This window comes from Mesobacillus sp., from assembly GCF_047739415.1.
In the GTDB taxonomy this organism is placed as follows: domain Bacteria; phylum Bacillota; class Bacilli; order Bacillales; family Cytobacillaceae; genus Mesobacillus.
Map to the genome: position 1 here is coordinate 1 of NZ_JBIQOE010000185.1, position 24,632 is coordinate 24,632.

The 24,632-nt window shown below is 38.0% G+C and carries 22 protein-coding genes and 3 pseudogenes; 7 read left to right on the plus strand and 18 right to left on the minus strand.

What is annotated here, in order from left to right:
- Positions 1–211: 211 nt before the first annotated feature.
- The gene (locus ACH0QE_RS14745) at positions 212–646 is read right to left on the minus strand and encodes a DUF2935 domain-containing protein (RefSeq protein WP_415801355.1); all 435 of its coding nucleotides are present in this window, start codon (positions 644–646) and stop codon (positions 212–214) included.
- Positions 647–779: 133 nt separating this feature from the next.
- Between ACH0QE_RS14745 and ACH0QE_RS14750 the strand changes: the two genes are divergently transcribed.
- Positions 780–1,514: a TIGR02206 family membrane protein gene (locus ACH0QE_RS14750; protein ID WP_415801356.1), complete on the plus strand. Its 735-nt coding sequence runs from the start codon at positions 780–782 to the stop codon at positions 1,512–1,514.
- Positions 1,515–1,977: 463 nt separating this feature from the next.
- Here ACH0QE_RS14750 and ACH0QE_RS14755 read toward each other — a convergent pair whose 3' ends face one another.
- Together ACH0QE_RS14755 and sigI are read right to left on the minus strand one after the other, a co-directional pair.
- Complete coding sequence (locus tag ACH0QE_RS14755) at positions 1,978–3,159, minus strand: anti-sigma-I factor RsgI family protein (RefSeq protein WP_415801357.1); 1,182 nt, start codon at positions 3,157–3,159, stop codon at positions 1,978–1,980.
- Between the two features lie 21 nt (positions 3,160–3,180).
- Complete coding sequence (sigI, locus tag ACH0QE_RS14760) at positions 3,181–3,894, minus strand: RNA polymerase sigma-I factor (RefSeq protein WP_415801358.1); 714 nt, start codon at positions 3,892–3,894, stop codon at positions 3,181–3,183.
- A 335-nt stretch (positions 3,895–4,229) separates the two neighbouring features.
- Between sigI and ACH0QE_RS14765 the strand changes: the two genes are divergently transcribed.
- Positions 4,230–5,156: a hypothetical protein gene (locus ACH0QE_RS14765; RefSeq protein ID WP_415801359.1), complete on the plus strand. Its 927-nt coding sequence runs from the start codon at positions 4,230–4,232 to the stop codon at positions 5,154–5,156.
- 495 nt (positions 5,157–5,651) lie between these two features.
- Here the strand turns inward: ACH0QE_RS14765 and ACH0QE_RS14770 are convergent, their stop codons facing one another.
- From ACH0QE_RS14770 to ACH0QE_RS14780, 3 genes and pseudogenes are all read right to left on the minus strand, one after another.
- On the minus strand, positions 5,652–6,500 hold the full coding sequence (locus tag ACH0QE_RS14770; RefSeq protein WP_415801360.1) for a cytochrome c oxidase assembly protein: 849 nt from the start codon (positions 6,498–6,500) through the stop codon (positions 5,652–5,654).
- 664 nt (positions 6,501–7,164) lie between these two features.
- A pseudogene (gene tnpA / locus ACH0QE_RS14775) lies at positions 7,165–7,367 on the minus strand (IS200/IS605 family transposase); the annotation flags it as partial.
- Between the two features lie 379 nt (positions 7,368–7,746).
- The gene (locus tag ACH0QE_RS14780; RefSeq protein ID WP_415801361.1) at positions 7,747–8,601 is read right to left on the minus strand and encodes a peptidylprolyl isomerase; all 855 of its coding nucleotides are present in this window, start codon (positions 8,599–8,601) and stop codon (positions 7,747–7,749) included.
- Between the two features lie 194 nt (positions 8,602–8,795).
- Here ACH0QE_RS14780 and prsW point away from each other — a divergent pair, with 194 nt between their 5' ends.
- Positions 8,796–9,488: a glutamic-type intramembrane protease PrsW gene (gene prsW / locus ACH0QE_RS14785; protein WP_415801362.1), complete on the plus strand. Its 693-nt coding sequence runs from the start codon at positions 8,796–8,798 to the stop codon at positions 9,486–9,488.
- 651 nt (positions 9,489–10,139) lie between these two features.
- Here the strand turns inward: prsW and qoxD are convergent.
- The 4 genes from qoxD to qoxA are packed head-to-tail and all read right to left on the minus strand — an operon-like array spanning position 10,140 to position 13,903.
- Positions 10,140–10,421, minus strand: coding sequence for a cytochrome aa3 quinol oxidase subunit IV (qoxD, locus tag ACH0QE_RS14790; protein ID WP_415801363.1), 282 nt, complete (start codon positions 10,419–10,421; stop codon positions 10,140–10,142).
- A gap of 2 nt (positions 10,422–10,423) precedes the next feature.
- On the minus strand, positions 10,424–11,020 hold the full coding sequence (gene qoxC / locus ACH0QE_RS14795) for a cytochrome aa3 quinol oxidase subunit III (RefSeq protein WP_415801364.1): 597 nt from the start codon (positions 11,018–11,020) through the stop codon (positions 10,424–10,426).
- Positions 11,017–12,966, minus strand: coding sequence for a cytochrome aa3 quinol oxidase subunit I (qoxB, locus tag ACH0QE_RS14800; RefSeq protein WP_415801365.1), 1,950 nt, complete (start codon positions 12,964–12,966; stop codon positions 11,017–11,019). Before qoxB ends, qoxC begins: the two co-directional genes overlap by 4 nt.
- Before the next feature lie 52 nt (positions 12,967–13,018).
- Complete coding sequence (gene qoxA, locus ACH0QE_RS14805; protein ID WP_415801366.1) at positions 13,019–13,903, minus strand: cytochrome aa3 quinol oxidase subunit II; 885 nt, start codon at positions 13,901–13,903, stop codon at positions 13,019–13,021.
- A 950-nt stretch (positions 13,904–14,853) separates the two neighbouring features.
- On the opposite strand from qoxA, the gene ACH0QE_RS14810 reads away from it, so the two are divergent.
- Complete coding sequence (locus ACH0QE_RS14810; protein WP_415801367.1) at positions 14,854–15,702, plus strand: COX15/CtaA family protein; 849 nt, start codon at positions 14,854–14,856, stop codon at positions 15,700–15,702.
- 67 nt (positions 15,703–15,769) lie between these two features.
- Here ACH0QE_RS14810 and ACH0QE_RS14815 read toward each other — a convergent pair whose 3' ends face one another.
- From ACH0QE_RS14815 to ACH0QE_RS14830, 4 genes are all read right to left on the minus strand, one after another.
- On the minus strand, positions 15,770–16,270 hold the full coding sequence (locus ACH0QE_RS14815; RefSeq protein ID WP_415801368.1) for a ZIP family metal transporter: 501 nt from the start codon (positions 16,268–16,270) through the stop codon (positions 15,770–15,772).
- Between the two features lie 828 nt (positions 16,271–17,098).
- Positions 17,099–17,305, minus strand: a complete 207-nt coding sequence (locus ACH0QE_RS14820) for a capping complex subunit for YIEGIA (RefSeq protein WP_415801369.1) — start codon at positions 17,303–17,305, stop codon at positions 17,099–17,101.
- Between the two features lie 3 nt (positions 17,306–17,308).
- On the minus strand, positions 17,309–18,220 hold the full coding sequence (locus ACH0QE_RS14825; protein WP_415801370.1) for a YIEGIA family protein: 912 nt from the start codon (positions 18,218–18,220) through the stop codon (positions 17,309–17,311).
- Positions 18,221–18,469: 249 nt separating this feature from the next.
- The gene (locus tag ACH0QE_RS14830; protein WP_415801371.1) at positions 18,470–19,366 is read right to left on the minus strand and encodes a cation diffusion facilitator family transporter; all 897 of its coding nucleotides are present in this window, start codon (positions 19,364–19,366) and stop codon (positions 18,470–18,472) included.
- 276 nt (positions 19,367–19,642) lie between these two features.
- Between ACH0QE_RS14830 and ACH0QE_RS14835 the strand changes: the two genes are divergently transcribed.
- Positions 19,643–20,596, plus strand: a complete 954-nt coding sequence (locus tag ACH0QE_RS14835; RefSeq protein ID WP_415801372.1) for an arsenic resistance protein — start codon at positions 19,643–19,645, stop codon at positions 20,594–20,596.
- A 58-nt stretch (positions 20,597–20,654) separates the two neighbouring features.
- On the opposite strand, the pseudogene ACH0QE_RS14840 reads toward ACH0QE_RS14835, so the two are convergent.
- Positions 20,655–20,732, minus strand: a pseudogene (locus tag ACH0QE_RS14840) (DUF1541 domain-containing protein); the annotation flags it as partial.
- Between the two features lie 137 nt (positions 20,733–20,869).
- Between ACH0QE_RS14840 and ACH0QE_RS14845 the strand changes: the two are divergent.
- Positions 20,870–21,043: pseudogene (locus ACH0QE_RS14845) on the plus strand (YkuS family protein); the annotation flags it as partial.
- A 222-nt stretch (positions 21,044–21,265) separates the two neighbouring features.
- Here ACH0QE_RS14845 and ACH0QE_RS14850 read toward each other — a convergent pair.
- Entirely contained in the window at positions 21,266–21,784 is a 519-nt protein-coding gene (locus tag ACH0QE_RS14850) for a methyltransferase domain-containing protein (RefSeq protein WP_415801380.1), read from the minus strand.
- Positions 21,785–22,106: 322 nt separating this feature from the next.
- Here ACH0QE_RS14850 and ACH0QE_RS14855 point away from each other — a divergent pair, with 322 nt between their 5' ends.
- Positions 22,107–22,394: an AbrB/MazE/SpoVT family DNA-binding domain-containing protein gene (locus tag ACH0QE_RS14855; RefSeq protein ID WP_415801373.1), complete on the plus strand. Its 288-nt coding sequence runs from the start codon at positions 22,107–22,109 to the stop codon at positions 22,392–22,394.
- Between the two features lie 593 nt (positions 22,395–22,987).
- On the opposite strand, the gene ACH0QE_RS14860 is transcribed toward ACH0QE_RS14855, so the two are convergent.
- Positions 22,988–23,203, minus strand: a complete 216-nt coding sequence (locus tag ACH0QE_RS14860; RefSeq protein ID WP_415801374.1) for a hypothetical protein — start codon at positions 23,201–23,203, stop codon at positions 22,988–22,990.
- A gap of 355 nt (positions 23,204–23,558) precedes the next feature.
- Complete coding sequence (locus ACH0QE_RS14865) at positions 23,559–24,395, minus strand: cytochrome c oxidase assembly protein (protein WP_415801375.1); 837 nt, start codon at positions 24,393–24,395, stop codon at positions 23,559–23,561.
- Between the last annotated feature and the right edge of the window lie 237 nt (positions 24,396–24,632).

Here is a 24,632-nt window from a genome sequence, read left to right on the forward strand (position 1 = left end):
AAGCGCAAGCGCCTCGTTCAGCCCCGACAAGCGCTGGAGGGCCGACCGGTGAAGTCGTTCTTTGACTTCATTGGGCGGACCGAAGCGTCTCGAGGGGCTAGGCGCTGGAGCTGGATTAAGAAAACTTCATGAAGTTATCCAAAACTCAAAAATTTTATAGTTTCCTTAACTATAAAAAATCAGCCCGTAAAACTGGCTGATTCTGATTTTATTATTGAGTTGTCTGCTGATACAAGAGCGCCTGGGCAATCCCGACAAAGTATTCTGATTCCCGGATAATGTGATCAAGTACCACTTTGGCGGTTGGGTTATTTTTCACCGCCTCGCTTTCAGTTTTAATCTGCTCGCACAATTTGATAAAATTAAGACTTTGCTCCAAATAATACGAGGTCAGCTTCAACACATGCTGGTGCAGCTGGGCTGGTATGTAATTGGCGGACCTCGTCACCGTCTCGATGAATCTTAAAACTTGATGGCGGGTCTCCCCCAATACCTTTTCCCATTCCTTCAGTGCATTCACATATTCCTGTTCCAAATCAGGAGTCAACTCCCTGATCACAACAGTATGCTCCTCCTCCTGGTGCTTCCAAAACTCAGCTTCATCCAATATCCGCAAGGGCATCTGCTGGCCGTAATAAAACTGCATGTTCTCACCCTCCCCAAAACTGTAATCGTTTGAAATGTATGATTTTCTAACCATATATATGCCAGCTGAGAATATGTTAAAGTAGGAGTATGATTTGGGAAAATTGAACTATTAAACGATTGGAGGAGGGCTTATGAGGGAACTTTTTGAGCCAGGTACAGAAAATGTCTTTCAGCTATTTTCCAGTGTTCATCTGTATACACTTGCGGCTTTCCTGCTTATGGTCATCCTGCTCTTTCTGTTTCGTAAAACACTGAGGGATCCTCGTATCAATCGTATTGCACGGGTTGGATTTTTTCTCGTGCTGATCCTATCCGAAATCAGCCTGCAGGCATGGCTGTGGTGGAGCGGCCATTGGAGCTACCAATACTCTCTGCCCCTTCATCTGAGCAGCATCTCACTTATCCTTTCCGCCCTTTTACTTTTAACAAAAAGATACGCATTATTTGAATTCACCTATTTTGTTGGTGTCGGCAGCGCGCTCCAGGCAATGATCACGCCGGACATCAGCCTATACACCTTCCCACACTACCGCTATATTCATTTCTTCATTTCACATGGCGGAACGGTGATTGCCAACTTGTTCATGGTATTTGTCGCAGGATACAGGCCGACAGGGAATTCCATTTGGAAAGCATTCCTTTGGCTGAACGTCTATACACCGATCGTCTTCATCGTCAATTTCCTGATTGAAGGAAACTATATGTACATCTCCGAAAAACCAGTCAATCCTTCGCTCATCGATTATCTCGGCCCATGGCCCTGGTACATTCTTTCGCTGGAAGCCATTGCGCTTGTAACTTTTATCATTTTGTATTTGCCGTTCTGGCTTACCAGAAGGTTGAAAAGTGACAAACAGCAGAATTAACGCAAAAGGAGCTCAGAGATAATTCTCTGAACTCCTCTTTTTTTATCTGCTTGATATGCTTTTCTGTATGAGCAGCATCTCTTCCGACAAGGAATGTATTCTTGATAAGCATCAGGATCACTTATCTCGTTATCCTCATTAAAAGAGCCATTCTGGACAAATACACTTCCATTCGGAACAACTCCTTTAAATTGCTGGTCCTGAACTTGTTGAAACTAGCAAAAAACAAGCAAGTAAATTTGGTGCGGAAATCGTAGAAGATAGTTTCATTCGAAACATCAGGTTACTAATCAAAACTCCCATACTATATCAGCCTCCAGCCACTTTAAGTCAGCCTTTACTGCTGTTGTGAAAACAAATCAATTCACTAAAAAGGATCATCCTTTTCGGATTGACCCATCTTCTATTTTTTTATACAGCTGTCATTTGGAATCATCTATTTATCCATTTCTTTTTATATTTGTTACTTCCCATGTTCCTTCCTGTCTCTATCTTGCGAATCCATTGTATGTCGTTCTTCGGTTCCGGATTTTTCATCATTCATCTCCCTTTCACCTTGAGTTGTAGATGGTGATTGATACTGACTGTGGTCAATTTGTTTTTGTTCCGTTTGATTGCTTTCCACATTTTGTTTGTCAACTTTTTCTTCCCTTATGATAGTGTTTTGACTCGGCTGCTTTTGTTCCATTTCACTACCGGCATGAGTTTCCTTGTCCGGCAAACTGCCATGAAGTTCTTTTTCCTGAACCTGATGATCCGAATTCCATTCTTCCGGCTTTGCTTCCGTTCGATTCGTATGATCAGAATCCGAATTTCCCCAGTTTACTTTATAACTTGTTTCAGGAAAAATTTGTTTTGCAGGTATTTTGTTTTTCACCATATACTCGGCTGCACTGTGTTCCCCATGTAATTGATTTCCGCTGATTTCAACTCCATGTTCTTGTGCATGATTCTTCAGCATATATTCATTCATTGTATAGCCAGACTCTTCAGCTTCCTGCCATTGGTCTTTTGTCGCCGGATTGATTACGATATACCCTGATATTTTTTTTGACTCTAACACCCGGTTAATCAACTCAAATAGTTTTTCCTCATTGATTGCGGGAGTCATAGATTCATCGAGATGGACCAGACTAACCATCACAATTACTTCATCCTGTTCTATATTGCCATCGGGACTGTTCTCTCTTTGTACTAACTCCTGAATAATGGAATAGAGTTCCTTATTATCAAGTTTAATCGAATTGACTATATTCTCGCCCTCTGCATCCAATCCCTTCATCTTTTGTACAATCCCGTTTTCATCCACTTCCAATTGGATGCTCGAATTCATATCCAGGTTTACATAAGCGGCTGCGGATGTTTCGCTGATTTTCCCGTAAAACATGCTTGCAACAAGAAGAAGGATCATGGCGGCTGCTGAAATCCATTTTTTATTTGAATGATATATTTTAAAGAACGGCTTTTTGTTATATGCTTGCTTACTCTCTGCTCCTTCTTCTGGCAGATCTATTTCAATCATCTCTCCTGGAGAAGGGGATGATCCCTCAGGAATGGATAGCTTTTGAAATTCACTATTTTCCGTGAATACAATCATTTTCCCTTCATCGTGTTTAATCTTCGATACAAGCACCCTTGTTTTCATATCGACCACTCTCTCTTAAGCTCATTCATCCTTGATCCCTCCGAAATCTTTTATCGATGCAAATTGCCTTTCCGTGATGATAATAATCATTGCAATCAGATACTTTCTTCCTTTCTCGAGGACTTTGCGGCTCACTTTCACCCGTTTCATTACTTCTTTTACAGGTAATTGCTTTTTTGCCTTTAAAGAAGAAAGAATGTCATCCTCATGGCTGATTATCTTTGCTATGTCTAGCAAATTTTCTCTCGTATCACGATGTTTCGGAGAAGCACCTACGAGATCTTCCATTGTTATTCCAAATTCGATCAAGCGTTCCTCAAACTCTGCCAGGGTGGCTGCCATCTCCAGCTGTTCCTGTCTGCGGAGGTGGTCATCTACCGCCTTATCCCTTTCAATTTTACTTACTTCCACTTCTTCTTCATCTTTTCCTCCATCGATCGGAAGGTGATGATGGCGCTCTTCTTTTCGGAAATAATCGATCAATCGTTGCTGAATAATCTTATGGGCAAAAGTTAACAAATTTGCTCCCTTACCAGGTTCATATTTTTCAACTGCTTCATGAAAAGCAATAAGCGCTATACTTAATTCGTCATCCTTATCCCAATAAACATTCCTCTTGCACATCCGTTTCGTTGTTTTGTATATGAAAGGGCGCTGCTGTCGAACCAATTCGCCAAGCGCTGATTGGTTCCCTGCTTGATACTGTTCAACAAGTTCCCGAGTCGCATCCTGCATAGTTATCACTCCACTATATTGTTATCCGTAAATGATTTCAATTTTTGGTAGATTAAAGGTCCAAAAAAAATATTTGTTTAACAGGTTTCCATTATAACAATACCCCACATAGTATACGCAGGGGAAAGTTGAACATTTTGTGATAAAAAAAGAACGTATGCCACAGATAATGACCGATACTGTATTTAGTGTCCTGTCAGCGCATTTATGAAGAAAATACCAAAATATAAATTTTTAAAAACAGTTCTCGCACCCCCTAAATTTAGAACTCCCTTCGGATAACAGAATGTAAGGGTACCCGTTACAAAATCAAATAAATAATGGAGGTCATCCAAATGATTATCCCAGGAAAAATAGCTTCTATTACACTTAGCACAATATTAGGTGTCAGCGGCCTCGGTGTTGCGAGTGCAGCTCTTTCACCAGACAGCCAACAGGAAGGCATAAAAAATCAAACACAGATAGTAAGTACCGATATAAGTAACCCATCCGAGACAAAAACAATGCAAGTTAATGCAAAAACTGTTGTAAACACCGTAAAGGAAATTTCTCCTGAACAAATGCAAAAATTACATGATAATTGGTTAGTCGCAGCTGATTATGGATTGAAAAAAAAGACGGTTGATATTTACGAGAAAATGATCCAAAAGGACCGGCAATCGATGGAAAATGTCACTCGAGAAAAAATGGAGGAACTTGACAGGGGGTGGATGAAGCAAACCAATAGCCTTCATCAAAAGTGGGAAAGGATTGCCAAGAATAGTTCTACAGTAGATTATAGAGATCGATACGAAAAAATGATTGATTTGGATCAGCAAATGATGGAGGGTATAAGACCTGAACATTTCATGCAATTGGATGCAGCTTGGATGAAACAATTGAAGCCGCAACATCAAATGGCTCCATCATCATCTAAACAAGCCGCGACTGTCTCAAATACATCAAAAAATATCGACAAACAAGCAGCATCTGTTTCTAGTCCAGCTAAAAGTATCGAGAAGCAAGCCGTACCTTTTTCTAATTCACAAAAAAACACGGAAAAACAAGCTGCAGCAAACCATTACTCTTCCATGAGTAAGGAAGAAAGCAATCACAATACGGAAGATTCAAGCGTGCATTCCAGCCATGATAAAACAAATAGTAATCATTCCCAAACAGAAACCAATCATCAAGTAAACATGAACGAAAATCACCAAGCAAACCAAAAGCATCAATACAAAGGCCCAAATTACGAGGACCAACAAAACTGTGGTCATAACTAAAATTATGGAATATAAAGAAAATCTCCCCTTACCAGCTTAGTAAGGGGAGATTTCTTTATATTGATCGCTTTTTCAGTAAAGATTGTTGTTAAAAAGGTCGGTATTAAGTGTGCAAGTTCTTTTCTCATAATATGCTAAACAGCTGCAGCAATCAATATAAACAGCCTGTATTCTGTTAATTGGTTTTTTTACTATAGTAATCGGCATCTATTATCGAAGTCAATGCCATACCGCCAAATACCATGACTCCAATCAGAACAAAAAGCTTAAAGTTACTGTCATTCGTTATTTTTCCATACATGCCCATTCAATATCTGCTCCAGCCAATGATCGTTTGGCTTTAAACCTATTTTTTCTAATAAATAAGGCTGTCTATTACGACAGCCTTACCTACATGGGAAAGATTTTTTATAGTAAAGGGGGTGTCCTAGCTCTCTACAATAATAGCTATTTTTCATGCAGATATTATGCACATTTCATTAAAAAAAGTAATAATTACATATTTTGATTTTCTTTTAATGAACTTAAATACTCTTCCTCGAATTTTTCTAAACTGTTTTCAATCTCGTCATTCCTTTGATCTTTTGCCCATGCAAAAAAGATGAAAGCAATAACTCCACCGTAAATGATTTCCTGGATTATTTTCATAAGTGCTCCACCGGCCTGCTGGTCATCCAACGCACCCACCCCAAATAATTGGGTGCTATGTAAATATGAAGTATACAATAGGTCCTTAGAAAAAATAATCAGTGCACAGGCCGGAGTCAGAAGGATGCCCATGCCACATATATAGGCAATTTTATATAACGGTTTTATACTATCCATGCTTTTCACAGGTGATACAATCGGCCACCACATAATAAATGATAATATTAACAAGAAAATAATGGATAGAGTCATATATAACGAGCTCCCCATGATAAAATCAAAAATGAAAGGGACATGGTAGAAAGAAAAAAAGCCATTAAACAACAATAACGCAAGTATCGGTTTTGTCAGAATATGAATGGTTCTTCTCAAAGCCGGCCTTTTCGACAAAAATCCCTCAAGTTCCTTATCAGGTAAACCGTAAAGAATCAACGGAGGAACAGCCAGATAAATGATGGACTGGATGACCATATGAACCGAGAAAAGATAGTCCCCAACAGCATCAACTGGAGAACCCAGGGCAAAAATAAACAATCCCGCACCCGTATAAAAAGATAATTTTTTCTTTTTGGAAACTTGAAAACCAATCGTTTTTTTCTTGTAATTATAATAAAAAATTAGCGCAATCCCAAAGATGATAACAAAAATATTCCAATCAAGGAGCAATTCACTCGCTGATTTATATTCCATATTCATTAAATTACCCCCCTTTTATTGGTTATTTATTCCCTTTTTTATAGGCTTTGTAAAGAAAAAAAACATAAGCGATAAAAAGAACTGCTAAAATAATAATAAGAAACGTAAATACCTTAATCATTTCGCAACCTCCCTTACATGCATAAATGTTCATGTATAAGCTAAACTTATCAGCAGATAATTTCAATAGTTTTGAAAAACGTAATTAAAATTAAAAACAAATTTATCAATGAATAGCTTTTAATACAATCCTTGCTGGTTGCTAGTCTGCCTCTATAAGGAGATAACAGTCGATTCCAATTCATTTAACGCCCTAATTTCTTTTGGATTATTTATCACACCATTAGACCGCTTGTTCAAGGTTGAATCGCTTTTCTGTTTTTCAAAAATAATATTGCCTTGTTGATAGTCTACGAATAATGTGGTGCCTTTCTTTTTTCAATATGTTGGTTATTTCTTTAGGAATTAAGACTTGTCCGTTTTCATATAATTTTTTTCAAATGTTCGATAAAACATTTTGCATTTATTGACGGGAAAATGGTCCATTTATAATAAAAACAACCCGCGAGACTTTTCTCTGCGGCTGAAAGCCTTTGGTACTTGTGAATGGATCAATGTATTCCTCATCGTTAATAGCTCTGCGACTATAACATCTTGTTGTATTTGATTTTAACATATGTACGTGGTGTTTACAGGCGGTTGCTCAATTTTTCTACACCTTTTCTTTCACATGATGTGCTGAGTATTTCCCCAATATCTTTTTTAATCTTCCCATAAATGATCTGTCTCCTATACTTTGGGGCAAATACAATTTGATACTTACAATTCCAGGTAGTGTGTGCTCAAACTGTTATTTTCTTTAGACATAGGACTTCCTCCGGGCTAATATCTTTGGTTGGCGAACCAAAAAATATTTTAGCACCATAGGGAAGATTTTTTAATACTCTGAAATCTTTTTGGAACCCCGGGAATAGCCCGGGGTTTTCATTTTCTTAAGGCTCTGTTAAACTTGGCTGTTGATTTTCGTTCCAGGCGCTTCGCTTTCCGCGGGCAGTCGGGGAGCCTCCTCGGCGCTTTATGCGCCTGCGGGGTCTCCCCATGACTTGCTCATCCCGCAGGAGTCTACGCGCCTTCCACTACAATCAACAGGGCTTTAAAACAACATCGATCTATAACAGAGCCTTTCTTAAAAAAGCCTGCCCAAGATATTTGGACAGGGAGCAATGGTGCATATTAAGAAATCAACCTAACTGTTGCTCAGTAACCCCTTCAAATCCTTGTCCTTTATAACCAAGCCAGCGTCTTTCAATTCTTTTTGCATAACTTCTTGAGCTTTTGTCTGATCAATTTTTGAAAGCTTCACTTGATATTCAAGTTCGGACTTCATTTCATCAAAGGACTTTTTCTTCTTTTTATCCGTTAATTCAATGATATGATAACCAAATGAGGATTTTACAGGATCACTCACCTCGTTAACTTCTAGTGAATACGCAGCTTTCTCAAATTCTGGATCCATCTTTCCTGTTCCGAACCAGCCAAGATCTCCGCCCTTATCAGCAGAAGCTTTGTCCGTAGAATACTCTTTAGCTAAAATTTCGAATTTATTGCCGTTAGAAAGCTTACTCTTAACTTCCTTGGCAGTCTTCTCATCTTTCACAAGAATATGTCTAGCCTTAACTTCAGGCTTGTATGCATCATAGCTTTCTTTCAGTTCCTGATCAGTCACCTTGACGTCTTTTATTAAGGCTTTTTCCATCAAGAGTTGGCTTTTAATTACTTTTTTTAATTCGTTCTCATCTTTAATATTATTTTGTGCAAGGACCATTTCGAAGTTTTCACCTGTTTGATCTTTGATTTCCTTTACCTTTTTATTTACTTCTTCATCAGATACTTCGTACTTTTTTGCAAGCACTTTTTCATACACAAGTTCTTGTAATTCTTGTTCTCCGTACTTTTCTTTCATTGCCTTATAAAGATCTTCCTTGGAAATATCCCCTGCTTTGGTTTCGGCAACAACTTCCGAATTTGTGTTCCCTGACGAACAAGCACTTAACCCTGTTATACTAGCTGCTAACGAAAGCGCAATAACGATTTTTTTCACATTAACACTCCTAATTACTGTAACGTATTAAATACCAAAAAAGTATTTTAACTAAATGCATATATGCTCATATAGACATTATGTTACACTGTTGTGGAAAGGTCAAGTTTTTTTGGATTTTCATGTATTTCCCGTAAAACATTATACATAAAAACCAATAGAATAATCCTTAAGTTTTTTGAGGAGGGAATGTGGTGATATCAACCATTACAGCAGGTATAGCACCTGGCGTGGCATTATTGAGCTATTTTTATTTAAAAGACAAATATGAGGCGGAGCCCTTATCATTAGTTGCGAAAGTTTTCTTTCTTGGGGCCCTGCTTGTTTTTCCAATCATGTTCATTCATTATGTTTTAACTGCTGAGAACATCATTTCAGGACCGATATTCGAATCTTTTCTATCAGTCGGGTTATTGGAGGAGTTTTTTAAATGGTTCATAGTTTATTATGCCGTATACCGACACCAGGAATTTAATGAACCATATGACGGCATCATCTATAGTACAGCTGTATCATTAGGATTCGCGTCTGCTGAGAATATTTTGTATCTTTTGGCAAACGGAGTAGAGTTTGCCTTGAGCCGAGCACTACTGCCGGTATCAAGCCATGCTTTGTTCGGTGTGATGATGGGATATTATATAGGAAAAGCTAAGTTCACGAAGGATTTTCGCCACTGGTTATTATTCCTTTCCTTACTTTTGCCAACCATACTGCATGGAGGGTACACATTTATCCTGCTTACTATCACTAACTGGATTTTACCTATAATTTTATATATGGTAATTCTATGGTCAATCGGAATCAGGAAGACAATACAGGCACACCACCTCACTGACCAGTTTAAAAAAAATAGTACACTTGATGAAAATCCTCTTATTAGTAAATAAAAGGGGATTTTTTTGTTATTCTTGCAGTTTCCACAATTTGTAAATAAACCAGTATAAGAACCTTGCCAATTCAGAATATAAATGGAGGATTCACCTGATCCCTCCTAAGGGTGTTTATTAAGTTTTAATCTTATAGCTAAAGGGAAAAAAACAACAGACTATAATTGAGCACACCATATACCAAAAAACAAAAATAAATTTTGATTACTCGAAAAATAGTTGACAATTATGTGAATATTTTGAATAATATAGCAAAAAAGAGGTGAGCCAAAATGAAACAAAGCAATATGCTTAATATTGTGAAAATTGTCGGCATTTTAGTCTTGACCATTGGGAGCATAATATTTTCATTAGGTTTTATTGGAAGTGGTTCCGAAAACGTCACTGCTATAGGGATCGGAACCATCGTGGGTGGTGTCTTCATATTTCTCATGGGGTTGTTTCTTGTCATATATGAAAACGTGTTAAATAAAAGAAATAACTAGCAAAATTCAAATAATTGCAGGATTCAAATAAGAGCGCCGATATGGATGCCCTTTTCATTACATTCAATAATCCCACAGAAGGATGAGCAATGAGCCAAAATATACTTTCCTAATGTGAAACAAGAGGGTGTCAGCTGACACCCTCTAAAGAAAACACAGAGTATTATTAATAACCCCAAATCATTGTTATTAAAGTCCCAAAAATACTGGCTATAACGATAAAAACTCCAAAATACACTGTCGTGTAAATAGCCTTTTTATCGCTAGTTTCACCAGCGTGCATAAAAACAACCAGCTGAAGAAGTGCCTGTGTAAATGCTGTTATAACTAAAATTGTTATGCCAGCTCCGTTTGACATATCAATAAAGTAAACTGCAAGAGCAGCTACAGTAAGGAGCAGTGAAAATACAAAGCCCAATACTTGCTTAGCGGGAAATAATTCCTTCATATTTACATCATTCCTTTCAAGTAGATGAAGCTGAAAATAAAGATCCAAACTACGTCTAGGAAATGCCAGTAAAGAGAGAAGATAAACGCTTTATTGGTTGTTTTCGGAGTCAACCCATGTTTTCTAACCTGCATTATGATGAATAATCCCCAAAAGAACCCTACGGAAACGTGTGCCCCATGAGTCCCCAATATCAGGAATACGATGGAAGAAAAACCACTTGTTTGGAGGGTAAACCCTTCATGCACATATTGAGTAAATTCATAGATCTCGAATCCTAAAAACCCTAAACCAAGAATAAGTGTGAGGGCAAAAAAGTTGATCATCGCGGTCTTTCTGCCCAGCCTCATGGCATGAACGCCTAATCCAATTGTAAAACTGCTTGTTAATAGTAATAACGTTTGGATTATCAGTGTGCTAATTACAAAAACTTCGCTTCCTGATGGACCATTCCCGGTACCATTAACCAATACAAAATAAGAAGCAAAAAGTGTTCCAAAAAGCGCAATTTCGGCCCCAAGGAATACCCAGAACCCAAAAATATTCAAACGATTTTGCTCGGTACTATATTCAAGAGGTTGCGAGTGATCTATTTTCATTTTATAGCACCTCCCAATTTTTCTTCTGTCTCTTCAATTTCTTTTATCGAGATATGACGGCCGTCATCTTTCTCAAATGACCGGTAGGCCATAGTAGCAAAAATACCTAGTGTTGCAAGGATACCAACTGTCCACATACCAAATATGAACGCAAAACCCCATACGAAGAATATCGCTCCCATTATTATCGGCAGACCACTGTTGTTTGGCATATGAATTTCTTCATATTTGCCCTTAAATAACTCCATACCCTTCTTCTTATAATCCCAGAATGCTTCACTGGAATTAACTTGAGGCGTTATAGCAAAGTTATATTCTGGTACCGGACTATGGGTTGCCCATTCTAAAGAGCGTGCATCCCATGGATCGGAACCAATATTTCTTGGTGCGTACCGGAAACTATAATAGATGTTATATACAATTAAAACAAAGCCTGCTGCTAACATCAGTGCTCCGCCAAACGAAATCATATTCCATATTCCAAATCCGGTTGATTCTGAATAAGTATACATACGGCGCGCTTGACCGTCTAAACCAGAAATAAACATCGGGAAGAAAGTTACGATAACGCCGATTGCAATAAACCAGAACGCCCATTTCCCAATTCTTTCGTTTAGCATGAAACCAAAGATTTTTGGCCACCAATAGGTCATTCCGGCAATCATCGCAAAGACTACACCAGGAATTATCACTAAGTGGAAGTGAGCGACCAAGAACATGGTATTCGTATATTGATAGTCAGCTACAGCCATGCCCAGCATAACTCCTGTGACTCCTCCGATTGTAAAAATCGGAATAAATCCTAGTGAATACAACATAGGGACGGTGAAAGTAATTTTCCCTTTTCGAAGTGTGAACAACCAGTTGAATATTTTTATTCCGGTTGGAACAGCAATCGCCATTGTTGTAATCGAGAAAATACTGTTGACTAACGCCCCTTGACCCATTGAATAGAAATGGTGAACCCAAACTAAAAATGAAAGTGCAGATATTGCTACTATCGAAATAACCATTGACTTGTATCCATACAGATTACGGCGTGCAAAAGTCGGGATTATTTCACTATAAATACCGAAGGCTGGCAAAATTAAGATATACACTTCAGGGTGGCCCCACATCCAGAATAGGTTCGCCCAAAGCATATCAACCCCGCCATCAGCGGTTGTAAAGAATTTTGTCGCAAATAGCCTATCCATCGAACCCATTGTAACGGCGACAGTTAACATCGGGAACGCAAAAACAATAATTAAATTAGTAATTAAGGCAGTCCATGTGAACATTGGCATGTTCATTAATTTCATACCAGGCGCTCTCATTTTAAAAATGGTCGTGATGAAATTAATACCAGTTATTAATGTTCCAATACCTGAAATCTGAAGCGCAAACATATAATAATTTGTTCCTACAGACTGACTATAGTCATTATTTGCAAGCGGAAAATAAGACGACCAACCTGAATCAGGGGACCCCCCGATTACAAATGAGATGTTAAATAGCATGGCCCCTGCAAAGTACAACCAAAAACTTAGTGCGTTCAAACGGGGAAATGCGACGTCGCGAGCACCAATTTGTAAAGGGACCACGAAATTCATCAAGGCCGTGACAAAAGCCATAGCCATGAAAATTATCATGACAACCCCGTGTGTAGTGAAGATTTCATTATACTCCTGTGCACCCAACAATGTGTTATCAGGAACAGAAGTTTGTGCACGCATCATAAGAGCATCCACACCGCCACGGAATAGCATCAGCAAGGCAGATATTAGGTACATCAGCGCAATTCGTTTATGGTCAACCGTTGTTAACCATTCACGCCATAAGTAACCCCACTTTTTAAAATAAGTTACACCAACTAAGATTGCAATGAGAGTAAGTACAATGGCAACCATTGAAGCATATATTGTCGGACCGGGATTAGGCACGGCAAACCGATCAAAATAATCCATTCCCTATTCCTCCTTTCGGAAAGTATAATGCTGGTAAAATAAACTTTAACTCTTACTCCTCTTTGCTGTTCATGTCACTCATATCTTCCATATCAGATTTGTCACCCTGACCATGATGACCTTCTGGAGCCGGTGCGAAGTCCAAGTGAGTTCCAGTGAATGTCAATTGACCCAAACGACCAGGTTTTAATAACTCATTGAATTTCTTCTCTGTTAAAGGTTCAGCAGTTGCTTTGATTTCATCTACCCACTGCTCGTATTCATCTTGAGACAATGCCTGGACATTGAAGGTCTGCTCAGCAAAACCTTCACCGCTAAAGGATGCGTTTCTTCCCGAATACTCCCCAGGAAAATCAGCTGCTAAGGTTAATTTGTTAACCATGCCTTCCATTGCGTATTTTTGCCCCCCAAGTTGTGGAACCCAAAAACTGGCCATTGGTCCATATGCGTACAGCCTGAATTCAACTGGTCTGTTTGTAGGAATAAACACATAATTAACTGTTTCAATATCTTCTTCTGGATAACTAAAATTCCACTTCCAATTTGAAGCAGTAGCATATATTACTAACGGTTCTTTCTCGTATTCATCTGCAATTGCCTCAACACCGTATGTGCCTTTCACCGTAACAACTGAAAGAAAAGCGACAATGATAATAGGGATAGCAGTCCATATGAGTTCAAGTTTTACACTACCTTCAATATGCGGTGGTTCATAGTCTTTCCTTTGTTTAGAAGCACGGTATTTCCACACCATAACGGCAAAAAGCACCATCACAGTAACAACAACAACAGCCATCGTCCAAACAGAAATCATGATTATATCGGCTTGAATCTTACTTACAGGCCCCTTAGGATCCAATACCATTAAAGGCTCACAACCTGTTAACACTGTGACAATAATGAAAAAACCTGTTAACAGTGACCATTTCAGTTTCATAGAGGTACCCCTTTCTAATTAAAGATATTGTTTCTGAATTATTCATTCTATATTATTCTAGTAACATATATTCAAGAATGCAATAACTTGTGATGTTTGTCACAAAAGGTTCACAAACTGTTCATATAGTTATCTTGATTTATGACAATTTAGTGAAGGTTTTATTTTACAATTAGTAAATAACCTCATCATCAAAATCTCTATGGATACTAATTTCATAAGGTTTTAATGAGACTCTTACACACATTAAATTACCTCCTAAAGGTACACGAGATCTCACATTTACGTCACATACTCATCACATTCACGAAAATATGTGAAACATCCATATCCTTTAGAAACATTAGTCACCACGGACAAAGGATAGCTTTTTTCGCAAATATGGTTATGTATACGCTGAATTTCACTACTGTTATTTGTGTCCTGCCGGTTTTGTCGTTTCGACCACTACTATTGAAATGTTGCCTTTTTCTCAGTAGCGTTGCACAAAAGTTTTGGTGATTAAGTCAAATGGAAAATTTGTCAGTATTATTGGGTCAAGAATAGATGATTGAATATTATGACATAAACCATTCCCGAGAAAAGAAATAAGGATAAAGCGACTTCAATGAAAGTGTCGCTTTATCCTTATTTTTTCATTTGTTTATGGTCAATTATTATTCTCTAAATTCCTCTGCTTTTCATGTCCATCAATATTTCTTTAAATACTTGTTCACGCTCATAACTTTTCTCCCTGGAGATGCTCTTGAAGGAGGCTTAAGTAATTACTCCTTTAATTCATGACATGGTCATGTATTCAAGTAATATCATCAATCTTATAATCACCCTTACACCCTGGTCAACGGGGAATGTCATGAGAATAGTCTTCGAGCTATTGTGAGAATCTGATATTCATGTTATCTTTTTATATGATTATATGCACATACACAATAGGATTGGATGATTGACAAATGCGAAACAGGTTTCAAAAATTCACGATTGCTGCTACTATTCTAGCCCTTATACTTGGAAATTTGGTGGTTGCAACGAACTCAGGTGACGCTTGCGGATCCGACTGGCCAAAATGCAACGGTAAGTTAATTCCTGATTTTTCAAGCATTAAAGTGCTAATTGAATATTCACACAGGCTTTTTACTACTTCTCTAGGTTTCGTCATTCTTATTAACGCAATCCTCGTATGGAAAAAGCTTAGAATATCAAACGCGAAATCGATTTGGCCGATTTTAACAATCGTTCTGCTGCTTGTTCAATCATTGGTTGGGGGTCTTAATGTTTTATTGGGAACTCCGGTAGGATTCACAACACTTGATGTGACTGTAAGTCTTTTTCTGCTGGTTTCCGTAATTTATACTCATAACATTCTTGAACCTTCACTTATAGGCAAAAAAAGTGAACTGCTCCAAAAAAGTGCTCTTGCTTTATTAGTATTTATCTTTGTTGAAACAATCATTGGAGCTGTTTTCAAGCACTTTCGAATCAGCAAAATGCTTATTTCAGATGAAGGCGGAATTTCATATATCATATATTCAATCCATGGATTACTAGGAATAGCAGCGATTTTAGCATCATCTTATATTTTGTTCTGGTCCTTAAGAAATAAAACGTTCAGGCTGCTGTCTGTTGGTCTGACTGTCTTTCTATTATTAGCAGGAGTGTACGGGTTTATTTCCAAGGCTAGTTCACTCGCTCCTATCTATTCTTCATTCCATATGATCTTTACGATTCTTTCCATTTTAGCTGCTAGCTTCCTGGCAGCCGAACGAAAAGGTTTTGGGGAAATAACTTCATCAAATTATTAGCAAATAATCTAGAAAGCAGTTTACCGTAAGAGCTATTGGAAAACTGCTTTTTACTCTGTCTATCTATTCAATGTTCCAAAGGCATTAGGGCGAGCAATATATAAATCAGCATTGCTCCCAGAAGCAATACCAAAGCAGCTTTCAATCTCGGCAGCTTTTTATAATTTTTCCAGATACTCTCATAGAATGTAATATAACTTAGTGTACCGATCGCAATTCCGTTTAACATGGTTGGCAGCTTAACTGTTGATGGCTGCATGCTGGCCCCAATTATGGAGGAAAAGCCCACTGTGATGGATAAGGCTATACAGAGACCAGTAAAAAAAACTGCTTTTCCTCTTGAGTTTATAAGTACACCCATCAAGATGAATCCTTCCGGAATATGATGAAAAAATGCTGCAGCAAGGAATATCGACGGATTCAGCAATTGCTGTTGAAGATTTAGTCCGAGTGCTAATCCTGTTGGTATGCTATGGACAAGCAGAGCAAAAAAGGGCAAAAATATCATCCACTTGCCTACTTGAGTATGCGGAGCTTTTCTGTGAATAAAAATATCTAAGGTGATCATTATATAAACTCCCAAAAAGATGCCTGCAGCAACACCAATAAAACTTAGCTCCCTGAATGCTTCGGGAAGTAATTCGAAACAAATAAGACCAACTAGAAGCCCACCAGAAAAGATGTGAATATATCCCCCTTTTTTAACCTTCCCCGGCAATATGGCTGCAACACACCCTCCAATAGTCGTTCCCAGGAAAACAATAAAGAATAGATTGGCTACTCCTCCATAAATCATTCCTCATCAATAGCCTCCGTCCATCACATATGGTTTGTACAATTTATATTCACTAGAGGTCCTGTTATAAATAAGAAGAATTCCTCTAAGGAAGGTGAAGAAATGCAGCAACTAAAGTAAATTATGAATGCTTATTAATATATATGAGCACTTATTCATAATAGAAGATGTTAATCTTAGAGATTTAACATTTGGAAATGGTTTTTAATGAGGAATAATTTTAAATAAGGCAATCTATACAAGGAATTTTTACTTTTAGTATACGTCCATGCATCAGCATTCATAAACGATTCAAAGCTCTTTCCGAACTGGATTTGCATTAAAAGTCCTAAAACCCAGAATTATTGGAACCCGCTTTTGATCTCTCTTAATTGCAGCTATAAAAAAGCCTTCCGGCATTCCGGAAGACTTTTTTCCAATGTTCATTTAATTACAGCCACCATGGGGATTAGGACACTTTTTCAACCTGAATTGTAACATGGTCAATTCCAAATTTATCATGAAGAATGGACTGGGATTGTTTCAGAATTTCATCATGACTTCCCTCTTCTGAAATGGCTAGGTGACAGCTAAGCAAAGGTAATAATGTAAATGAAAGGATTAAACTCTAATGATTAAATAATCACCACTTTTCATTTGAACTACATCAGCTTTCATGGCTTTGGCAACATCCTGAGCCATTAGTTTCTGCTGCTCTACATTCTCAGCAAACAGGGTAAGCTGTTTCCCTCCCAGTATCCTTTCCTTATGTAAAGTGACAATAGACAATATCTCATAACCTGGTCTCTCGGTAGATTCTCTTCCCATTGTCTACTCCTTTCCGACAAGATTAGTTTTCATAACTGTATGGCTTTTTTTGACGCTTTCAAGTAATGGAGTTTTTTTAACAGCTTCAATCAGCTTATCCTTGTCTTTAATGATAGGAACAAGTGTAATTACAATCTTTCCTTTTTTGTATTCCTTCCTTGTAAAATGATATCTCTTAACTCCCAAAACTCTCGTAGCTTCAAAAAGCGCAGCCTGTCTTTGCCCAAAGTTATCCAAAGCGATCCGGAAATGTTCCTCATGAGGATAAATCACCACAGCCAATCCTTCATTGCTAAACATCTTAGCAGCATTTTCCGATCCTAACTGGTTGGTCACATAAATTCCATCCACGAACAGTTCCGAGCCTTTTACCTCAATTTTGCCTTCTTCTACTTCAGCAATATCACCTATTGTTTTTCCTTTAGAAAATCTTTTTAAGAAGTAAACTACTACAGCACCCACAATAGTCCCCGAAATGATATTAATTAATTTCGACTCACTATCCACAATTTGAATCGTGAGGGCTGTCATAAAAGAAACAATTAAAGCAAAGTAATTTCTTGCTTCAAATGTCTTGGCAATCCCGTCGATATATGCTTCTCCACGGTAAGCATATTCCGTGTTTTCGATATCTTTCAAACTGTCTCTTTCAGATTTTCGCACATCCCGAAACTGTTGGATGGCAAGGGTCAAAAATGTCACTGCTACAAAGTTCTTAGTCATTAAGGCCGGGATAGCAACTGCACCAAGGGAAGCAGCAACAAACCCAGTAACCAAATGGATCAAATAGCCATTTGGATAGCTAGGATACTGTCTAAAATCTTCCTTTATCGTCAGAATCCTAGCCAATGTTCCGACGGAAACAGCTGTAATAATCATAACAATATGCTCAGATGATATAATTCCCTCTTTCATGGCAACCTCCTTCATTCTTCAGTATTCATTCCCAATTATTAATGGGAAAATACTTAAGATGACAAGATAGCATTCTTGGGTGATTAGTTGATAAAGCACTGTGGCATAAGAGCATGTAAACAAACTTTCCAGAGCTCTCATTGGTGACCGATAAAGCGAATTTATTGAAAAGCGGGGCTCCAAATACGGCATAGTCTACATTCTCCTCCCTCTTTCACAAAAAAAAGGCCAGTGGCATTTCACTGGTCCCTAATGAGAATACTCCTCTTTTTCCTTATGCGCAAAATTCCTTCCTTCGAGCTGAAGGGTAGCATGCTTTACTTTAAACCTTTCTTTTAAGATGTTTGTTGCTATGTTCAGCAGGTCATCGCGATTAACTTTTGGCTCAACAACGAGGTGGCCGCTTAATGTAGGCTGCTCGGAAGTGATCGACCAGATATGAAGATCATGGACTTCTTCCACACCATTCAGTTCTTCGAGTTTCATTTTCACCTCTTCTACATTAATGTTCGAAGGAGATCCTTCAAGCAAAATATGAATTGACTCTTTTGTCACTCTCCACCCACTTACCAGCACCAGAATAGAAACTACAATACTGGCAATCGGATCGGCCAGATTCCAATTAAAGAACAAAATCAGCAAACCGGCGACTATTGCTCCAACAGAACCCAGCATATCCCCAAGAACGTGCAAAAACGCGCTCCGGAGATTAAGGTTTTCTTTCGTGTCCCCCTTTTGGAGAATCCAGGCTGCAACTATATTGACTATTAATCCAGCTACAGCAATATATAGCATGCTGGTACTCACTTCCGGAGGCTCGGAAAACCGGTTGAAGGCTTCCCAAAAAACATAAATGGATATTCCTAGTAAAGTTATCCCATTTAAAAACGCTACCAGTATTTCTACCCTTTTGTAACCATAGGTTTTGGCAACTGTAGCTGCTTTCTCGCCGATTTTAATCGCCAGCAAACTTAACCCCAGCGAAACCGCATCACTTAACATATGTCCAGCGTCACTGATCAGCGCAAGACTATTTGTCCAAATTCCGCCTATTAGCTCAACTATCATGAAACCAAAAATTAAAATAAAGCTGATCAAGAGTAACTTTTTGTTGCTGCTGGTTTCATGGTTATGTCCTTGACCCATTCGTACACCTCCCCTTAACGTTTAATTAAGTTTTCTTATCCTTTATCCTGTATTGGGGAGTTTAAAACTAGCTCGTCGGCCCGTCTCATATTTTGGAAATTAACTGTCACAAAAATAGAAAACATGTGGTTCACTCCCGGATCGACCAGGAATTAGATCATGCAATGGGCACGTAGAGTCTATATTACTTGAATAAGCAAAACTTACAGTCCCATTCTCACTATGATAAAATGATTTGAGCATTCAATTAATTTAGTTAAAGGTAGTGATATACCAATGAGTTTATTTGAAAAACTATATACTTTTATTATCTTTTTAGCAGTAATGATTGGCATAGGGATAGGACAGGTGGAACTTATAAGAGCAAATGCGGAGAGCTTTATTCTTCCTATATTAGTAGCAATGCTTTATATTACGTTCTTGCAAATCCCTATTGAGGATATCAGCAATGCTTTTAAAAATATCAAGTTTACTTATACTTCAGTCATGATCAACTTTGTCTGGACGCCTATCCTGGCATGGCTGCTGGCAATGGTGTTTTTAGGTGATAAGCCCGCTTTGTATATTGGATTTATAATGCTCATGGTTACCCCATGCACTGACTGGTACTTAATCTTTACAGGAATAGCAAAGGGAAATATTGCGTTATCAGCAGCAATCTTACCTTTAAACTTAATCTTGCAAGTCATTTTGCTGCCATTTTATCTTCTCATTTTTGGCGGAACAACAGGGGTTATAGAGTTCTCATTTCTAGTGGAAAGTATCTTAATTGTGTTGTTCATCCCATTAGTTTTAGCTTATCTTACAAAAATGGTCTTGAGAAATAGACAAGAGTTAAGAGAAAATCTTTTATCCAGATTCAGCGTGTTACCGATCATTCTTTTAAGCCTTGCAATTGTCGCGATGTTTGCTTCGCAAGGTCAATTACTGCTTAATAATTTAGATTTAATGTGGCAAATTTCCATCCCCATTCTATTATTTTTCCTAATCAATTTCTTTGTTGGTCAAAAGGCTGGACAACTTATGAAGTTCCCGAACTCCGACAGAACAAGCTTAAGCCTGACTACTTTAGCAAGGAATTCACCCATTGCTTTAGCCATTGCGATGACCGCATTCCCCGACCAGCCATTAATCGCTTTAACATTGGTGATCGGCCCATTATTGGAATTGCCTATCCTGGCAATCATTACCCAGATTTTATTATTTATTTCAAGAAAGCACACATCATGAAAATAAGGATGTGTGCTTTACTACTTGTTGTGATACCTTATTTATCTTTTAAAAAACATCATTTCTCAGCTGAAAGTTCCTGTTCTGTTACCCATTTATGATTTTTCACAACGTCTCCTCCTCTCGTTGGAGTGAAACAAAATAGAAAGCAAGGTTTACATTTTTATAATTCGGTTAAACAAAATATACACCCAAAAAATGAGGAGGGATAGATATGGCTAAAATTGCAGTTGAAGAGCCGCTTACTGATATTAAACAAGCTTTAGAGGAAAAGGACATATTGTAGAAATGTTTAAAAACGAAGAAAACCTACCTTCCTGCGACTGCTGTGTAGCAAGAGGGACAGAAGATTTAGCTGATAACCAGTTAAATGATGTACCAGTTGTGGATGCCACAGCTCGTACTGTAAACGATGTGGTTTCTAAAGTTGAGAACATTGTAAAGTAAATCAATTAAGTACTTGCTATAATTCAAGAATTGATAAAGAAGCTCGGAATGTTCCGAGCTTTTTTCTGTACAAGCGCCAAATATTTGTTGCAATAGCCAGCAATTACATTGCAGCCATCTTTCTGCATTCTTCCGCACCCATGCGGCAGATTTCAGCACATTGCGCCCAGGCTTGCAGTGCATTTTCGGTGTAAGTTTGATGCGCTGTCAATAAGCAAGAAATTAATAAATGAACTTGAAGAAGAATAGCATAAAAAAACCGCTTACCTCGATGACAATAAGCCCCTTCCTTAAGAAGGATCGGAGTGTTATACTGCCTTCGACTGAATACTTGATTCCATTTTCAATCAGATTATAAAAAACCTGCTCCATTCTGTGGACATCTCCATATAGGCTTGGAAGGTTCTTGTCCAGTATCATGCTAATTTCAAGGCCGGGTACCGAGCAGAAAACACAGGTGGATACAATCGTGTCGAAGGTGTGGTCCGAAAAGGGTAGCTCCTGGATATCCGCCTCTATGATTTCAATGTTATAAGGCACATTGAGTCTGGACACCTTCTGTTTTGCATATTTCAGCATTTCGCTGCTGAAGTCCACTCCAGTTAAGGACTCGATGCTGCCTGGGTAGGAATTGAGGTTCGCCCCTGTCCCGCCCCCTGCTTCCAGCACTGTCCCGAAAGCGAGGTTCAGTAAGTCCCGCCTCCACTCTTCCCGGATCATCCTGTCCATACTGTCATAAATTTTTGAGACTCGGTTTTATCTTTTTTTTATTTTTCCATTCAACTTTTGATCCAATATAATCCATCCTCTCTGATTATTATTCTGTTTATTTATATATCCTATAATAACTACGACTTATGCATAAATGATGAAACTATGCATTTCTAGGTGATGTAAAAACCACCGCACCCAACTCAATCAGCAGAGAATGCATGACGTTTTTCCCCTCAGTTTATTCCGGAGGATTTTTTTCTTCATTTGCCTGCATATTTTCTCCTCATTTATTCGTTATCATAGGTTATTGAAACTCCCAGAGTAATTACCCTTAAATGGAGTGAGAGTCATGCTGACCAGGAAGCTTTATAATAACGGCCAAATTATCATACCAAAAAAAGTGACAAAATTACTGGGTATCGAAGATGGTTACGTGCTTTCTATATATCACATTAAAGACACCATCGTGATTGAAAAAGATCACAAAGATAAATACTTAAATCAGGCAACGCTATACAACGGCAACTTAACGATACCAAGTGAACTACGTAAATTGCTAAAAATGGATGGGGAAGCGCTCCTCGAAATGGAAGTGTGCACAAACAGAAATAAAATCTATCTTAAAAAAATCGCCTAGCCAGTCTAAAAGGTTAATAAAAAGACACTTAAAGGAAGTTGACTCATGTTTATATCTCGAAAGACAAGAGATTGTAATTTTCATATTTTTCATCATGTATATAGTTGGACAGGGATTAAAGAAGCACAAAATCCAAAATGCGGACACGTTATAGATTGGATAAAGGTTTTTGGGAATTGAACTCCAATATTATTCATCCAATTCCCTGTGGTATAGAGTTTAAAGTAGAAGCGTCCGAAATTTCAGTAGGGGTTTGTACAGGTAAGATGAAGATAGTTTTTCCTTTTTTCTTGCTTCTCTAGCCGCATCCTGAGTGCAGGAAGGCATCACTCTCATCAATAATGCACATACCGGTTTCCGCTGGTATGCTTCAACTTCAATCTCGGCCCACCCGGGGAAGGTTTTACTATTTATCTACAAAGGGACAAGTGCATAAAAACATTAAAAAGCACACATCGATATTATATATGATGTGTGCTCCATTTAAGATTTGTCAGCCTGGTTCCTTTAAAAGAAAAATCATACCTAAGAATTCTTCTTCTCCCTTCCAATCAGTCAAATACTTGTCATTTTTTGTGGCTAGCTTTAAATTATTAATCTCTAACCCTGGCCTTTCTTATCAAAAAATAGCCAAATACATAATATATAAATGCAGACCCAAGTATAAATAGTCTGTACTCAAGCAATTGACCTTTCCCTGCATAATATTCTCCATCAATAACGGATGTAAGGAACATCCCCCCGAAAACAACCAATCCGATGATAAAAAACACTTTCTTGCTGCTGAAGGGTTGGTACTCTTTTGGCATTTTTCATCCTCCTATCCATTCATTATAATTAATGAAAAAAAGCTTGGTATTAAGGCAAATTTGAAATACGCAACCATTTCTACAAATACTGTACCTTGGAGGATTAAGTCCTCAACAATTAAACTCCTCTGTACCCTAGTACTTATAGTGATGTATTTTTACGCATTAATTATATACCATTTATAGTATGGAACCAAAACAGAGTAAGAAAGGCCATCGTATAAGTACGACGGCCTTTCTTACTTGGGTAGGGACTTATATTAAAAGGGGGTTTGGTGTCCTAGCTATTTTAGAATAATATATGATTTTGCAGAAATTATGCACAAGGCATTACGAATATATTACATTTTTTTATTCACAATTCCCTCAAATTATTCAAATATTGTTCTTCATACTCTTCTAGTTTGTTTTCCAATTCATCATTCTTTTGATCCTTTGACCAGGCAAAGAAGATGAAGCCAATGACTGTACCATATATGATTTCCTGGATGAATTTCATGAGGGCGCCACCTGCTTGCTGGTCGTCTAATGGGCCAATTCCAAATAATTGCGGTGCTTGCATATAAGAAGTATATAGCAGGTCTTTTGAGAAAATGAGTAGCGCACATGCCGGAGTGAGCAGGATGCCCATCACGCATATATAGGCTATTTTATATAACGGCTTCATCGTTCCCTTGAATTCCGCCGGAGAGACGACTGGCCACCACATAATTAGGGCCAGGACAAATAAAACAAAGGTCGATAAACCCATGAAAAAGGAGTTGGTCATTAAATAATCAAAAATAAATGGAACATGGTAAAAAGAAAAAATTCCATTAAAAAGCAAAACCGCAATTACGGGTTTGGTTAAGAATCGTATTGATCTTAGTAATACACCAACCCTGTTCAAAACTTCTCCCAGTTTTCTTTTTGGAAGACCATAAAGCAATAACGGCGGAACTGCTAGGTAAATGATCGATTGGATGACCATATGGACAGAAAAAAGATAATGGCCAATACTATATACAGGAGTCCCCATTGCTATAGCAAAAAAGGCTAATCCAGTGTAGAATGAGCCTTTTTGCTTTTGCGTTAACTCCATTTTAATAGCTTGTTGTTTCCGTTGATAGTAAATTCCAACAGCAAGGCACCCAAGCAAAAGCAATATATTCCATTCATAAATAATTCCACTAATCGGGTTATGTTCCATCATTACAATTTGATTCCCCTTTGTTTCTGATCCAATCTAGCGCTTTCCCTATTTATATGCTTTATAAAGAAAGATGCCGTAAACAATTGAAAGCGTAATAAGCACGACAATCAACAGTATAAACATTTGCATCATTTTATCACCCCTTCAGTTTCTACTGTACAACACAGGTTCGAGTTTTCATTTTAATTTTGATATAGTGCAGTAGTCAATTCTATAATTTCCTATTTTTGGATTTTA